Raw genomic sequence first — 15,399 nt, forward strand, 5'->3', positions numbered from 1 at the left:
CGGTCTCGGTCGATCCCGCGCTCTCCCCACCACGCAACGCCGTCGAACGCCGCTTCCGGAGAACCAGGACGTGGCGAGGCCCGGCCACACGACAGGACGAGTCACCAGAGAGCTGCGAGGCCGGGTGACGCCCGCGCGCGGCGATCACGTGGTTGACGACCCCGACCCCCACCACACGACCCGAACCCCGCACAGCACCTAACGCCGCCGCAGGGGTCGCGGGTCGACCGACCAGAACAGCCGCCGGTACCACGGCACCACGCGCCGCAGGCCCTTCCGCACCTCCACCGCCAGCCTCCACGCCTCCGGGTCACTCGTCGGCGCGGGCCCGAACGCCGCCCGGTCGGCCAGCGCCGCCAGCGGCACCGCGGTCGGGGCGAACGCGGCCACGTCCCGCGCGACGTCCGGCGCCGACCGGTCGCGCCGCGGTGTGCGGCCCGCCAGTTGCAGCGAGTCCAGCACGTACGCCCACGCGCCGGGGGCACCGGCGCGGCTCAGCCGCAGGCGGCGGCCTCCGCGCAGCGCCAGCAGCACCACCAGCGGCACCAACGGGATCGCGAGCAGCGCGAACGGCGGACCGGACTCCGCCGACGGCGCTGCCGCGACCGGCGCGGTGGGCTGCGCCAGCGGTGGCGGCGGGGGCGCGGACTGCGGCGTGGTCGGTGTCGCGGTCACCGACGCCAGGCGGTCGAGCACCTCGCGCTTCGACGCCGGGCTCGGACCGGACCCCGTGCCGGACACCGGGTCGAACGGCACCCAGCCCCAACCGGAGAAGTACACCTCGGGCCACGCCGTCGCGTCGCTGCCCCGCACCACCCGCACGCCGTCCGGGCCTTCCGGGACCGGCTGGAACCCCACGACCACGCGCGTCGGCAACCCGACCGCGCGGCCGAGGACCGCGAACGCCGACGCGAACTGCTCGGCCGTGCCCGCGTTCGCACCCGACTGGCCCTCCGCGCCGAACAGGAACGTCTCCAGCCGCGCGTACGACGACCCGACCGGCGCCTCCACGTCGGGCTTGCGGTCCAGCCGGACCACCTGCTCGATCGCCACCGCCTGCTCGTACGGGGTCTTCGCCCCCGCGACGGCCTTGCGCGCGTACTCCGCCAGCGTCGACGGCAGCCCCGGCAGCGCCACGTACCGCCGCACCTGCGGCCCGCTCGGCACGGACGCCGTCGCGAGGTCCTGGTCGGCCGGGGTGTCCACGGTGCCGCTCATCTCGTACCGCAGCCCGGCGGACAGCTCCCCCGGCAGCACCAGCGACCCCGAGTCGGTGTCCACGGCGGCGCCGTCCAGGCTGACCGCGGTGGGCCTGCCGACGGCAGGCAGCCACGTGCCGCCCAGCGCGCCGACCGTCACGTCGATCGTCGACTCCGCGACGCGGGCACCCGGCGGCAGGTCCGGCTCGGCGACCGCGCCGATCGGCCCGTACAGCGACGCCGCCCGCCAGGTCGCCCCGTTGTAGTCACCCAGCGCCACGAGCCGCAGCGGCCGTTCCGGACCGCGCACCCGCAGCAGCTCCGTGTCCCCGATCCCGGCCCAGAACGCCAAGCGCGGCAACGGACTCGTCACCGCCACGTCCGAGATCGGCGGACGCACCAGCTCGCGCGGCTCGAACGCCCCGGCTCCCGGCAGGACCGACGCCGTCAACGTCACCGCGCCCAGCACCCCGAGCACGGCGGCGGGCCGCCCGACCGGGATCGGCCGCCCCGACTCGCGGCGGTCGACCAGCAGCCAGCCCAGCACGACCAGCAGCACCAGCGCCAGCGCGACCACGCCGTGCGGGTCGGCCCGCCCCGCCGTCAGCAGCGCCGTCGCGGTGTACAGCACGACCGCCCCCAGCACGGGCGCGAACAACGACCTCGCCATCGCCACGCCCAACGCCACCAGGAACACCAGCAGCGCCCCCGGCACGAGCAGCGTCGGCGTCGCGGGCGCCGGGCGCGCGGCGCTCAGCAGCCGCGGCAGCAGGTCCAGCAGCACCGACACCGGCGCCGTGTCGTCGGACCGGGCCACGAGGTACGCACCCGCCAGCGCGAACCCCAGCACCGGCACCACGGACACCCGCGCCCTCCGCACCAGCGGCAGGCACGCGAACGCCACCAGCACCGCCCCCGCGAACACCAGCCGGGGCAGCACGCCCTGCCACCCCGCACCGAGGTGCACGGCGGCCACCAGCACCACCAGCGCCGCCCACCCGAGCCTCACCACCGCGCCACCACCACATCTCCGCGTCCGGCGCGGACGAAGCACGGGCCCGTCACCGCGCCACCACCGTGTTCCACGCCGCCACCAGGTCGTCCGCCTTCGGCGCGCGCAGCACCAGCACCGAGCCGACCGCGGACACGGGTTCCTCGGGCGCCACGGCCAGCACCACCCCGAACGCCGCCCGGCCGACCTCCAGCAGCAGCGTCCGCAGGTCCGACGAGTCGCCGCACACCACCGCCACCACGTCCAGGTCCCGCAGCCCCACCGACCTCGTCACCCCGGTCACGTCCAGGTCCGCCAACGCCGCCAGCGCGAGCGACGGCTCGTCGACCACGGACACGTCGACCGAGCCCGACGACGTCAGCAGCCGCACCGGGTGCCCGCTCTCGACCGCCGCGCCGACCAGCGACGCCGCCACCTCCACGGCGTCCTCGAACGACGCCGGGTCCGGGTACGCCGCCGCGTTGTCGTCCAGCACCACCGCGAGGTGCGGCAGCGCCGGGTCCGCGTCCTCGCGGACCATCAGCGTCCCGGTGCGCGCGGTGGTCGCCCAGTGCAGCCTGCGCAGGTCGTCACCGGCCACGTACTCCCGCAGCCCCACCAGGTCCGTGCCGCCGCTCTCCACGCGCTCGTCCGCGCCGACGTGCCCGCGCCGCACCCCACCGGGCAGGCCGCGCACCGGCAGCACCCGCGGCACCACCCGCACGTCGATCACCTCGCCCAGCACCGACCTCGCCACCGCCAGCCCCGCGAAACCCCTGCGGTGCAACGTGAGCGGCCCGACGCGCAGCACACCGCGGCGGTCCGTCGGGATCGGGTACTCCACCGCCGTGCGCTCCCCCGCCGCCAGCAGCGGCACGTCCACCGGCATCGGCTCGCCCGCCACGTGGTCCGTCGCGTCGAGCACGACCGGCAGGCGCTTGCCGGGGTTCACCAGCTCCACCCGCCCGGTGCACCCGGCCAGCCGCTGCACCGTGCGGGGCCGCACGCTGCGGGACGCCTCGACCGGCACGGCCGTGCGCACCGACACCGCACCGGCCACCACCAGCAGCACCAGCGCGAACCCCAGCGCGGCCACACCGGGGTAGCGCCACCACAGCCCGAGGCCCGCGAGCACGACGCCCAGCACCAGGGTCCCGGCGCCGCGCGCGGTGAGTCTCATCGGGTTTCCGGACGGGGGACGTCCACACCGGACAGCACCTCCGCGAGGACCTCCGCGGTCGTCGTGCCCGCCAGCTGCGCCTCCCTGGTGAGCACCAACCGGTGCGCCAGCACGGGAACGGCCAGCTCCTGCACGTCACCGGGAACGGCGAAGTGCCTGCCGCGCGCGGCGGCGTGCACCTGCACGCAGCGCACCAGCGCCCGCAGGCCGCGGGTGCTCGCCCCCAGCCGCAGCCGGGGGTCCGCACGGGTCGCGGTGCCCAGCTCACCGATGTAGCGCAGGATCGGGTCGGCCACGTGCAGCAGCGACAGCCTGCGCCCGTGCGCGGCGACCTCGTGCGGGTTGCTCACCGTCGGCACCGCGCCGACCCGGCCCGCCCCGCTACCAGGCCGCAGGACGTCCAGCTCGTGCTCGACGTCCGGGTAGCCGATGGAGATGCGGATCATGAACCGGTCGAGCTGCGCCTCCGGCAGCCGGTAGGTGCCGTCGAGGTCGATCGGGTTCTGCGTGGCGACCACGAGGAACGGCGCGGGCACGGCGTGGCCGACGCCGTCGACCGTGACCGTGTGCTCCTCCATCACCTCCAGCAGCGCCGACTGCGTCTTCGCCGCCGCGCGGTTGATCTCGTCGGCCAGCACGACGTTCGCGAACACCGGGCCCGGCCGGAACCGGACCTCCGCGGTCTGCGGGTCGAACACCGACGTGCCGGTCACGTCCGACGGCAGCAGGTCCGGCGTGAACTGCACCCGCCGCGACACCCCTCCGAGCGCACCCGCCACGGCCCGCGCCAGCGTCGTCTTCCCGGTGCCCGGCACGTCCTCCAGCAGCACGTGGCCACCCGCGAACATCGACACCAGCACGAGGTCGACCACGTCGCGCTTGCCGCGCACGGCCGTCTCCACCGCATCACCCAGCCGGGTGTGCAGCGCCCGGAACGCCGCGATCTCGTCCTCGCCGATGGCCGTGCTCTCCAGAGTCGTCACCGGACCCCGCCCTCCTCGTCGTCGTGCCGACGGCCGACGCGCAGCAGCGCCGCCACGGCGATCAGGCCGAGCCCACCCGCGCCCGCGGGAGCGGACTCGGGCGCCTCGGGTGCGCTGCGCGGGATCTGGCACGGCTGCCGGGGGCACGGCTCCGTCTCCCGCACGGGCGAGCTCTTCGGCGCCGAGTCGACCGACGCGCCGCCACCGGCCGCGTACGCCCGGACCACGATCCGGTTGGGGCCGATGTCCGCGTCGATCGTCGTCGACGTCGTCCCGCACGCGATGGGCGTGCTGAAGCCGTGGGTGGTGTTGACGACCTCGCACGACCCGTTGTGGCTCGCCCAGTCCGCGGGCCAGGCCATGTTCACGGTCTTGGTGTAGGAGGCGATACCACCCGTGATCGAGGTGATCACCGCCGCGCCCGCCGACGGCAGCGACGGCGGCGGCGGGGGTTCGGTCGTGGTCACCACCGGGGGCGGCGGGGGCTCCGTGGTCGTCGTGACCACCGGCGGGGGCGGGGGCTGGGTCGTCGTCGTGACCACCGGCGGTGGCGGCTGCGTCGTGCCCGCCGGCGGGACGCTCCACGACGCCGTGGCCGCGGCGCTGGTGCCCGCGTCCCCGTACGCCGTCACGGACACGTCCAGGCTCCCCGACGAGCAGAACGTGCTGCCACCGCACGGGATCGACAGGTCGGTGCTGGTACCGGCCACCTGCGCGGACCGGCTGCCGCCGCTGAACCCGCCGCTCGCGGTCACGGTGTACCCGGTGACCGGCGCGACCGCGCCCCAGGACACCGTGATCACCAGCGCCGACGCGTCGCGGCTCTTCAGCGACACCGAGACGCCCGGCGGCCTGCCGGGCGCACCGCCGACGACCGATCCCGTCGTCGTCGGGGGCGCCACCACCGTGGTCGTCGTGGCGGGCGGCTGGTCGCCGTTGCCGTTGCCGTTGCCGTTGCCGTTGGTGCGCGTGGTCCTCGGCAGCTCCTCCGGCCTCGGCGGCGGGGGCGGGGGCACGGTCGGCAGCGGCTCGCGGTCCGGGTCGGTCACGGCCAGGTCCGGGCTGCGGACCGTCACGGACCGGGTGCTGCCGTCGGCGTCCACGATCACGCCCTGCGACGCGCCGGGGGTGTTGATGAACAGCTTGCCGTCGTCGAACACCAGCTCAGGGTCGCCCGACCCCCGGGTGAGCACGTCGTCGCCGGACCTGCGGCCCTCGCCGTCGAGCACGACGACCTTGCCCGCCCCGTGGCACGGCACGTAGACCTTGCCGCGGAACACCGCGGGACGGCCGGGCTTCGCGCAGCCGAGGTCCGCGACGTCGACGCGGATCACCTCGTCACCGCTGACCAGCACCACCACCCCGGAGTCCGGCACCGCGGCGGGCACGAGGTCGCTCGGGCTGGCGGTCGCGGCCAGCACGTCCCCGCTGAGCGTCACCGTCATCACCGACAGCGCCTGCCCGGTGCCGTCCTGGACGACCACACCGCCTTCGAGGCCCAGCAGCGTCACACCCGTCTCGTGCGGCACGAGCGCCGTGCGCGGACCCGCTCCGGGAACGGGCCTCGCGGACTTCTCCACGAACCGCTCGTCGTCGTCCGACCACTCCAGCGCGTGCAGGTTGCCGCCGTGGTCGACGGCCCACACCACGCCGCTGTCGTCGACCACGACGTCCGCGAGCGGCTGACCGGCCGACCAGGGATCGCCGACGTCGGCGAGCGTCACGGGGTCGGCGTTGTGGATCGTGCCCGCGGCGCGGTCGACCACGAACACGCGGCCCTGCGCGATGAGCACCTTGGCGGACGCGCCCGCCGGTGCCTGCCGCCTGCCGCTGGCCAGCAGCGTGGACAGGTCGATCACGGTGATCTGGCCGGTGCGCCGGTCGAGCACGACGAGCGTGCCGTCGTCCTGCGCGATCTCCAGCTGGGCGTCGCCGCCGCTGATCTGGAGACGGGTCTGCGGCTTGCCGGAGCTGGGGTTGACCTGCACGACCTCGCCGCGCTCGTCGTCACCCAGCCAGGTGAGCCCGTCCGACACGGACACCGCGGTGCGCGAGATGCCGTTGCCGAACGCGGCTCCCGCCAGGAGCACCACGCCCACCAGCGCCGCCCCGAAGCTCGCGGACTCGCGACCGCCGCTGCCCACCACCCGCCGCCCGGCTCTCGCCAGGCGCTGCCCCACACCCATCAGGCCCTCCCTCGACGGCGGGGATGCTAACCCGCTGGTACGACAACTTCGTGCCACTGCTCCGGATGGCTCAACGCCGTCCCGCACCGCGCGCGTTGGACCTCGGGAGCGGTCGTCCGGTTCCCCTCCTGTGCTTCGGACCGGCACGTGAGGATGGTTCGCACAACTTCATTTTGGTCAACACTGAAGCAATAGTGCTGAGCGCACAGGCGCCCGCCACGGCCCCAAACGAGACCGACGACCGCTGCGGGGCACCCGTCCGTGGAGGAAGATCGCCCCGTCACGACACGTGCGGTCGCGCACGTCGAGGCGGTCGGGAGGCCCCACACATGTCAGACACGGCAAGCGCGCCGAAGCGCGACCGGACGCACTACCTCTACATCGCGGTGATCGTCGCCGTGCTGCTCGGCATCCTCGTCGGCTTCGTGTTCCCGAAGCTCGGCGTCGCCCTGAAGCCGGTGGGCACCGGGTTCGTCTCGCTGATCAAGATGATGATCGCGCCGGTCATCTTCTGCACGATCGTGCTCGGCGTCGGCTCCATCAGGAAGGCTGCCACGGTCGGCAAGGTCGGCGGCCTCGCCCTCGGCTACTTCATGGTGATGTCGACGTTCGCGCTCGCCATCGGCCTGGTCGTCGGCAACATCATCAAGCCGGGCGAGGGCCTGAACCTGTCCGAGTCGGCCAAGGCGGCGGGCACGAAGGCCGCGGGCGCCGAGGCGCAGTCCACGACCGAGTTCCTGCTGGGCATCATCCCCGAGACGCTCGTGTCGCCGCTGACGGCGGGCAACGTCCTCCAGACGCTGTTCGTGGCGCTCCTGATCGGCTTCGCCATCCCCAAGCTCGGCGCGTCGGGCGACGCGATCCTGCGCGGCGTGAAGCACTTCGAACGCCTGGTGTTCCGCGTGCTGGCCATGATCATGTGGGCCGCCCCGATCGGCGCGTTCGGCGCCATCGCCGCGGTCGTCGGCGAGACCGGCTGGAAGGCGCTGGCCAGCCTGTTGCAGATCATGCTGGGCTTCTACATCACGTGCTTCATCTTCGTGCTCGTCATCCTCGGCCTGGTGCTGAAGTTCGGCTCCGGCGTGAACATCCTGAACCTGCTGCGCTACCTGGGCCGCGAGTTCCTGCTCATCGTCTCCACCTCGTCGTCGGAATCGGCCCTGCCCCGCCTGATCGCCAAGATGGAGCACCTCGGCGTCTCGCGGCCGGTCGTCGGCATCACCGTGCCGACCGGCTACTCGTTCAACCTCGACGGCACCGCGATCTACCTGACCATGGCGTCGATCTTCATCGCCGACGCGCTCGGCACACCGCTCCAGATCGGCGAGCAGATCTCGCTGCTGCTGTTCATGATCATCGCGTCGAAGGGCGCGGCGGGCGTCAGCGGCGCCGGCCTCGCGACCCTGGCGGGCGGCCTCCAGGCCCACCGGCCGGAACTCGTGGACGGCGTCGGCCTCATCGTCGGCATCGACCGCTTCATGTCCGAGGCGCGGGCGCTGACGAACTTCGCGGGCAACGCCGTCGCCACCGTCCTCATCGGCAACTGGGTCGGCGAGTTCGACAAGCAGCAGGCCGAACGCGTGTTCACCGGCGCGGACCCGTTCGACGAGGCCACGATGCTCGACCGGGAGGACGAGAACGCGGAACCGGAGCGGGTGCCCGCCGAACGCGTGTAGGCGGCGTTCGTCCCCGTGGAGGGGACGAACGGGCCGACTCCGGTGTGCTCGCGGTCAGTTCGGGGCCCCATCCCCGGTCGGGGACGGGGCCCTCGGGTTTTCCTCGGTGTTCCGAACCGGCGCACCACCCCGGTGCGAGACGATCGCCGTGATCGACGCACCTCCGTCCCACCGGGACATCGCCCTCCTGCGCGCCGTGGCCGCGGGCCGCGTCACGATGGCCCCCGGCAGCGAACCCGACCTGTTCGTCGACGGCATCGCGTGCTGCGACCAGGTCGCCGCCACCCGCCTGGCGCGGATCGGCCTCGTCGAGCCGGCGGGCCCGGCCGCGCTCGGCCACCGCGTCCCCGCCGGCTGACCGCCAGGGGCACCCACGTGCTGGGCACCGGCCTCACCGCCTGAACCTCCCCTGCGCGCGGGGACCGCCGGTGGTCGGCCAGTGGGACGACCCCGATCGGTCGTCCAAGCCGGACGTCGTGGGCGAGGTGGGGGCGTCGGCCCCGACGCCGTCACGGTCGCCGACGACGGCGCGGTCACGGCGGTGCGGGTCTGGTGCGGCCCCGGCACGTGGACGGCGGTGTCCGAGGACCCGGTCGTCGACGCCCCGCCGTCGTCCACCGACGAGGCGAACCGGACGGGGTCCCCACCGGAGACCGCGGGCACCCGGCTCGGCTGAACCACCCTTTCGGCGCCGTCCGCCGGGACGGCCTCCCCCGTACCGTGGCGTGGTTCGCCACCGTGGACCAGGGGGATCCGGATGACCGAGCTCGTGACGATCACGGCCGAGTTCAAGGCGGCGGCGCCCGCCCGCTACGCCGAGCTGCGGAAGCGGGGACCGGTGCACCGCTCGCGCTTCTCCAACGGCATCGAGGGCTGGCTGGTGGTCGGCCACGCCGCCGCGCAGGAGGCGCTCCTGCACCCGGCGCTGCTCAAGGACCCCGAGCCCTCGCTGGAACTGCTCGACGCGGCGGGCTACACGAGCCACCGGACCGGTGTCGGCCTGGGCGGCAACATGCTGATGGCCGACCCGCCGGACCACACCCGGCTGCGACGGCTGGTCGCGGGCGCGTTCAGCCCCGGCCGCACGCGCGAACTGGCCCCGCGCGTCCAGGAGATCGCCGACGACCTGGTGGACGCGCTCGCCCCCGAGGGCGAGGCGGACCTGGTGGAGGCGTTCACCGCTCCCCTGCCGGTGGCCGTGATCTCGGAGCTGCTGGGTGTGCCGGAGCGCGACCGCGCCGACTTCCGGACGTGGAGCTCGCTCATGCTGGGCGCGCCGTCGGAGGTGCAGCGCGCGGCGGGGACGAACCTGAACCGCTACCTGGCCGAGCTGGTGGCGGCCAAGCGGGAGAACCCCGACGACGGTCTGCTGTCCGCGCTGGTGGCCGTGCGCGACGGGGACGACGGCAGGCTCTCGGAGGTCGAACTGGTCGGCACCGCGGTCCTGCTGGTCGTCGCGGGCCACGAGACCACCGTCAACCTGCTCGGCAACGCCCTCGTGGCGCTGCTGCGCGCCCCGGAGCAGGCCGACCTGCTCCGGGAGCGGCCCGACCTCGTGCCCGGCGCGGTCGAGGAGTTCCTGCGCCACGACTCGTCGGTCGAGCACGCGACACCCCGCTACGCCCACGAGGACCTGGAGCTGAGCGGCACGGCCATCAGCCGCGGCGAGGTCGTGATGGTGGCGCTGTCGTCGGCGAGCCGGGACGTCCCGGTGCCCGGTGGCGGCGACCCGGCGGAGCTGGACGTGACCCGCGGCGGCGTGCGCCACCTGTCGTTCGGGTACGGCGTGCACCACTGCCTCGGCGCTCCCCTGGCCAGGCTGGAGGCGGCCGTCGCGCTGGAGACCCTGCTGCGCCGGATCCCCGACCTGGCCCCGGCCGTACCGCTGGACGACCTGGAGTGGGTGCCCAGCGGCATCATGCGCGGTCCGCTGTCCCTGCCCGTCACCTTCACGCCGCGCTAGCGGACGGTCCAACGTTCGGCGGTGTGGTCCGACGAGCGGACCGTCGGATACTGGGCCGTCGGTTCACCCGCGCCCGGCGAGGACGTCAGCATGCTCAGCTCCCTCGGTCTGACGCCGACCGACCAGCAGGTGTACGAGGTGCTCGTCGAGCACGACCCGATGACCACCGCGGAACTGTGCGCGGAGGTGGGGTTCACCCCGTCGCGGCTGCGGCGCGTGCTCAAGCGGCTGCTGGACAAGGGGATCGTCACCCGGTCGCCGGGTCCGCCGGAGCGGTTCCGCGCCGTGCCGCCGGACGTCGCGCTCGGCGCGCTGTTCGTGGAGCGGGAGAGCGAGCTCAAGCGGGCCAGGCTGTTCGCGGACCACCTGCACGACCGGTACGTCGACTCGATGACCCGGCTGCACCCCGCCGAGCTGGTCGAGGTGGTGCACGGCGCGGAGGAGATCTCGCGGCGCGTCGAGCAGGTCATGCGGTCGGCGCGCGGCGAGGTGCGGTTCATCGACAAGCCGCCGTACGCGCAGCCGCCGCGCGCGCTGCACCCGGTGGAGCGCGACCTGCTCGGCGAGGGCGTCGGGTTCTTCGGCATCTACGACCACCAGGCGCTGGAGGCGCACGACCTGCTGGCGGACCTGGAGGCCGGGCTGGCGCTCGGCGAGGAGGCGCGGGTCGTGGCGGAGGCGCCGATGAAGATGATCCTCGCCGACCGGCACCTCGGGCTGATCCCGCTGCACACCGACCGGCCGACGATCACCAGCGCGGTCGTGGTGCACCGGTCCGCGCTGCTCGACGCGCTCCGGGCGTTGTTCTCGGCCCTGTGGTCCCAGGCCATCCCCCTGGCGCTGCCGGGGTCGCCGCCCGCGAACGGCGACGCGCTGCCGCCGGAGGACGCGCGGCTGCTGGCCCTGCTCACCACCGGGCTGCCGGACCGGAGCATCGCCAAGCAGCTCGGGTTGAGCTACCGGACGTTCCAGCGCAGGCTCCGGGCGCTGATGGCGCACCTCGACGCCGACACCCGGTTCCAGGCCGGGCTCCGGGCGTCGGCGAAGGGGTGGGCCACGCTGTCGGTGACCCACCCCTCGCGCGACCTACCGCGCCGCGGGTGACACCGCGACGCCCGCGGGAGCGGTCAGCGCGTACGCCCGCCGCACGGTGCTCGTCACGGTGTTGCCCGCGCTGTCGCGGGCGGTGGTCCGCAGCCACACGTACCCGCTGGTCGCGGCGAGCGCCGGGTGCACGACGGTGACCGTCCACCTCCCGTCGCCGCGCGGCGAGGCGACCGCGTCCCGCCACGTGGCGCCCTCGTCGGTCGAGTACGCCGTCCGCAGCGACACGACCGGTCCGCCGCCGACCGCGCCGGAGTGCGACCCGGCGACCACGTCGAACGAGTACGCCCCGCCCGCGGGCGCCTGGTTGCCCAGGTCGAGCGGCAGCCGCAGGTCGAGGCGCACCAGCGGCTGGAACGCGCAGACCCGTCCGTCGTCCCGGCACGCGAACCCCTGGGGCGCGCCCGCCGCGGGCCGCTGCGACCGGAACGTCCACGTGGTGTCCGTGCGCGGTGCGAGCCGGAACAGCACCCCGCTCGGCGCGCCCACCTGGGCCTGGGCCTTCTGCTCCTCCACGACCTCCAGCCGGTAGGTGGTGGGCGTCGGGCTCAGCCGGTACAGCGGGAACACCGCGAGCGGGTCACCGGCGTTGACCGCGACGACCTCCTCGTCCCCCTGGAACACCCGCGTCCTCGTCGTGGCGAAGTGCGCGGCGTTCTCGTAGGGGTTGGCGTAGTGGCCGGGGGTCCCGTCGCCCCACTGGAGGGCGGGCACGAACAAGTCGGGGTCCTCGCCGCCCCGGCAGGCCGTGCACAGGAGCTTCCAGCCCGCCTCGGTCGCCGGGTACCGCGCGGGGTGGTCGGGCGCCAGTTCCACCGCCGTGCCGCGCATCGGCCCGCCGAACCAGTGCTCGTCCGGGCGCGAGGTCTCCCCCGCGCGGTAGACGTTCTGCTGGAGCACGGCCAGCGCGGCGCGCCTGTTCTTGTCGTCGGTGCCGGACAGCGTGACGACCCGCTTCCACACCACCCGCTCGTCGGCGGGACCGGTGTACTCCGTCCACGAGGCCGGGGCGCTGTAGCGCACGGGCTGCGCGATCTGGGTCTTCCACAGGCCGGTCGCGAACGGGTACCACGTCTTCTGCACGGTCAGACCGGGCTTCTCGGCGTGGTAGAACGCCTTGGACGCCACCATCCTCGACCGGTCCAGCCGGTGCAGGTGGTTCGACGGCACGCCGTTCGGGTCGAGGTGGGCGAGGTGGTAGACCGCGTCCGGGGCGGCGTGCACCCGGATCGACAGCGAGGTCGGCCCCCGGTCGGTCCTGGCCCGCAGCGCCGCGCCCTCGGCGTGGTCGAGCGAGAGGTGCGGGACGACCGCGCTCGCCAGTCCGGGCACGGTCAGCGCCCCGTCCACGTCGACGTAGGAGACGACGGCGACCGCCCCGGCCGCCGACGCGGTACCGGCCGCCGCCGTGGCCGCGGTGAACACGGCGTTGACCGGGTCGGCGGCTCCCGGCGGCACCGGCACGCGCACCAGCACCGCCTTGCCCGCCACGTTCGCGCGGGCGATCTCCTCGGGGGTGCCGAGTCCGCCGAAGACCAGCGGGACGTCGTGCTGGCCCGGCCAGCGGGTCGCGACGACGCCGGCGTCGTACTCCGGGTGCAGCAGCGGCCCCGACGCGCCGCCCACCGCCAGTTCCACCGCCGCGCGCTGGAGGGTGGCGCTGTCCTGCAACGAGATCGCGCCCCGCTTCGTGGCGGGCGAGGGGGTGGCGCGGACCCGCCAGCTCGTGGCACCCGCCGCGAGACCGGTCTCGCTGAGGTGGCCGGGCGTGCCGCCGGTCGCGGGCAGCACGCGGCGCAGCATGACCGTGCGGTCGCGCTGGTCGACCGGGGTCGGCGCGACGACGCCCACCGGGACGGTCCCCCTGGCGTCGAGCGTGACCGAGGTCGGCCCCCGGACGTCCACTTCGGACTTGTGCAGCGCGGACCAGGTCCGGGTGGTGACGCCCTTCTCGCTGCTCCACCCGATCGCGGAGTAGGTCCCCGCGGGCACGGCCGCGCTGCCCACTCCGTCCACCAGGCCCACCTGCCGGTCGACGGACTCCCGGAACGGGTCGTTGAGGCTGGCCGCGCCCGCCGAGTCGTCGACGAGCTGCACACCCGCCCGCACCGCGGGACGGCCCGCGGAGTCGAGCACGCGGACGTCGACCTTGAACAGCTCGGGGGCGTTGTAGGTGCTGACCGGCGTGCGCAGGACCGTGGCGCCGTCGGACGCGACGACCTCGCCCCCGTAGACGCCCGCCTCGCCCTCGTCCGGGTCGAGGACCAGCGACGTGGCCGCCTTCCCCTTCGCCGGGACCACGACCGTGGTCGACGCCAGCCGCAGGCTGCCCGCGGGCGCGGTCTCGCCCGTCCACGCCTTCGCGGACAGCGACAGACCCAGGGTCAGCGGCTCGTCACCGGGGTTGGTGTACTCCAGCGTCCGCGGCACGGGCGGGGTGCCCTGCGCGACGCGGTCGTTGCGGCCGAAGTTCAGCACCGGCGGCCCGATGGCGGTCTGCTCGACCGCCCTGGCCACGTCGAGCAGCCCGGAGCCCTGCTGGAACCAGGCGAGGCCGACGTCCCGCGCGCTCGACACCAGCGCGTCCTTCAGCACCGAGCCGGTCCAGTCGGGGTGCTGCTGGTGCAGGATCGCCGCCGCGCCCGCCACGTGCGGCGTCGCCATCGAGGTGCCCGAGGCCGCCGTGTGGCGGTCGTCCACGGGCGCGCCCATCGCCGTGTCCGCCGCGCGGGCCGCGACCACGTCCACGCCCGGCGCGACGACCTCCGGTTTGACCATCGCGTCACCCGAGCGCGGTCCCCGGCCGCTGAACCCGGCGATCCGGTTGTCGCGGTCGACCGCGCCGACGGTCAGCGCGGACGCGGCGGTGCCCGGCGTGGTCACCGTGCGGTCGCCGGGGCCGGAGTTGCCCGCCGCGACCACGAAGAGCGCGCCGGTGCGCCGCGACAGGTCGTCGACCAGGGCGCTGAGCGGGTCGGACCCGTCGGTGACGCCGGCGCCGAGGCTGAGGTTGACCACCTCCGCGCCCCGCTCGGCCGCCCACTCCATCCCCGCCATCACCTGGGAGGTCTCGCCGTAGCCGGTGCTGTCGAACACCTTGGCCACCAGCAGCTTCGCCCCCGGCGCGACACCGCGGTACCTGCCGCCGGAGGCGGCGCCGGTGCCCGCGACGATCGACGCGACGTGCGTGCCGTGCCCGTGGCGGTCGACCACGTCCGGCTCGTCGGTGAAGTTGGCCGAGTCGACGACCGCGCCCGCCAGGTCGGGGTGGCCCGCGTCGATCCCGGTGTCCACCACGGCCACGGTCGTCCCCGTGCCGTCCAGCCCCTTCTCCCACGCGGCGGGTGCTCCGACCTGCCGGGTCGTCCGGTCCAGGGTCACGTGGACGCGCCGGTCCAGCGACACGGCCGCCACACCGCGGTCCAGTGTGGACGCCGACTCCGGTGCCGCCGTGAGCGTCCGCCAGAACGCCGGGGCGGAGTCCTTGGCGACGCGCATGCCCACGGCTCCCGCGCTCGCGACCGTCGTCCGCCGCTCGGCGGGCAGGTCCGCGGCCCTGGCGTCCAGCGCGGCGGCGCCGAGGTCGCCCGCGTAGGCGGTGATCACCGGGATCGTGGTGGCGCGCCCGTCCTCCAGGCCTTCGGCGACCAGGCGCGTGACGTTGAACAGGTCGGGGTCGAGCGCCCCGGAGTCGATGCGGGCCTGCGCGTCCTCCGGGACGACGAGCAGGCCGTCGGCCGTGGTCGTCGTGCGGAACGCCGGTGGCGGACCGTTCTCGCGGGGGGCGGCGTCGACCTGGGCCGTCCGGGTGCCGTCGGTCTGCTCCGCGTAGTCCACGACGTCACCGGTGAGCAGGGTGACCCGGTGGGAGGCGGTGGCACCGGGCGGGGCACCCGGCGCCGCCGAGGCGGAGGCCGCGCGCTGCTGGGGGACCAGGAGTTGCGCTGTGACGAGCGCCGTTGCGAGCACGGCTGGCAGGAGTCGGTGCCGTGAGGACAGGGGACGGCGACGGGACATGGCGACCTCGCTCTCCGGGGAGTCAGGGTCTCCAGAGGATGAGGTCGCGTCGGCAAGTGGGAAATAGATCTCCGGGGCGCGAAGTCGCCGGTGGCGACTT

At 74.8% G+C, this 15,399-nt stretch carries 10 protein-coding genes; 5 read left to right on the forward strand and 5 right to left on the reverse strand.

The features are described from left to right. Positions 1-198 precede the first annotated feature (198 nt). The 4 genes from VFZ92_RS36540 to VFZ92_RS36555 are packed head-to-tail and all read right to left on the reverse strand — an operon-like array spanning position 199 to position 6,539. A complete protein-coding gene (locus tag VFZ92_RS36540) occupies positions 199-2,211 on the reverse strand; it encodes a DUF3488 and transglutaminase-like domain-containing protein (protein ID WP_330881579.1) in 2,013 nt (670 codons plus the stop codon). Positions 2,212-2,260: 49 nt separating this feature from the next. Beyond that, positions 2,261-3,370: a DUF58 domain-containing protein gene (locus tag VFZ92_RS36545; protein WP_330881581.1), complete on the reverse strand. Its 1,110-nt coding sequence runs from the start codon at positions 3,368-3,370 to the stop codon at positions 2,261-2,263. Then, a complete protein-coding gene (locus VFZ92_RS36550) occupies positions 3,367-4,353 on the reverse strand; it encodes a MoxR family ATPase (RefSeq protein ID WP_330881583.1) in 987 nt (328 codons plus the stop codon). The genes VFZ92_RS36545 and VFZ92_RS36550 overlap by 4 nt, the downstream gene beginning before the upstream one ends. Then, positions 4,350-6,539, reverse strand: a complete 2,190-nt coding sequence (locus VFZ92_RS36555) for a hypothetical protein (protein ID WP_330881585.1) — start codon at positions 6,537-6,539, stop codon at positions 4,350-4,352. Before VFZ92_RS36555 ends, VFZ92_RS36550 begins: the two co-directional genes overlap by 4 nt. Before the next feature lie 329 nt (positions 6,540-6,868). On the opposite strand from VFZ92_RS36555, the gene VFZ92_RS36560 reads away from it, so the two are divergent. The 5 genes from VFZ92_RS36560 to VFZ92_RS36580 all read left to right on the forward strand — a co-directional run bounded on the left by VFZ92_RS36560 (position 6,869) and on the right by VFZ92_RS36580 (position 11,282). Further along, the gene (locus VFZ92_RS36560) at positions 6,869-8,215 is read left to right on the forward strand and encodes a cation:dicarboxylate symporter family transporter (RefSeq protein WP_330881587.1); all 1,347 of its coding nucleotides are present in this window, start codon (positions 6,869-6,871) and stop codon (positions 8,213-8,215) included. A gap of 148 nt (positions 8,216-8,363) precedes the next feature. Beyond that, positions 8,364-8,573, forward strand: a complete 210-nt coding sequence (locus VFZ92_RS36565; protein WP_330881589.1) for a hypothetical protein — start codon at positions 8,364-8,366, stop codon at positions 8,571-8,573. 81 nt (positions 8,574-8,654) lie between these two features. Then, positions 8,655-8,891 (forward strand): hypothetical protein, encoded by a 237-nt coding sequence (locus VFZ92_RS36570; protein ID WP_330881591.1) that lies wholly within the window; start codon positions 8,655-8,657, stop codon positions 8,889-8,891. 81 nt (positions 8,892-8,972) lie between these two features. After that, a complete protein-coding gene (locus VFZ92_RS36575; protein ID WP_330881593.1) occupies positions 8,973-10,178 on the forward strand; it encodes a cytochrome P450 in 1,206 nt (401 codons plus the stop codon). 90 nt (positions 10,179-10,268) lie between these two features. Beyond that, positions 10,269-11,282 (forward strand): helix-turn-helix domain-containing protein, encoded by a 1,014-nt coding sequence (locus tag VFZ92_RS36580; RefSeq protein ID WP_330881595.1) that lies wholly within the window; start codon positions 10,269-10,271, stop codon positions 11,280-11,282. On the opposite strand, the gene VFZ92_RS36585 is transcribed toward VFZ92_RS36580, so the two are convergent. Continuing rightward, complete coding sequence (locus tag VFZ92_RS36585) at positions 11,265-15,251, reverse strand: S8 family peptidase (protein WP_330881597.1); 3,987 nt, start codon at positions 15,249-15,251, stop codon at positions 11,265-11,267. The two genes, VFZ92_RS36580 and VFZ92_RS36585, sit on opposite strands and share 18 nt — an antisense overlap. Positions 15,252-15,399: the final 148 nt, after the last annotated feature.

The sequence above is a fragment of the Umezawaea sp. genome, from assembly GCF_036375055.1.
Lineage (GTDB): Bacteria > Actinomycetota > Actinomycetes > Mycobacteriales > Pseudonocardiaceae > Umezawaea.

Bases quoted from the DNA above. Each gene is read 5' to 3' on its own strand.
- VFZ92_RS36545 (WP_330881581.1), bottom strand. From the start codon at position 3,370: ATGAGACTCACCGCGCGCGGCGCCGGGACCCTGGTGCTGGGCGTCGTG.
- VFZ92_RS36555 (WP_330881585.1), bottom strand. From the start codon at position 6,539: ATGGGTGTGGGGCAGCGCCTGGCGAGAGCCGGGCGGCGGGTGGTGGGC.
- VFZ92_RS36560 (WP_330881587.1), top strand. From the start codon at position 6,869: ATGTCAGACACGGCAAGCGCGCCGAAGCGCGACCGGACGCACTACCTC.
- VFZ92_RS36575 (WP_330881593.1), top strand. From the start codon at position 8,973: ATGACCGAGCTCGTGACGATCACGGCCGAGTTCAAGGCGGCGGCGCCC.
- VFZ92_RS36580 (WP_330881595.1), top strand. From the start codon at position 10,269: ATGCTCAGCTCCCTCGGTCTGACGCCGACCGACCAGCAGGTGTACGAG.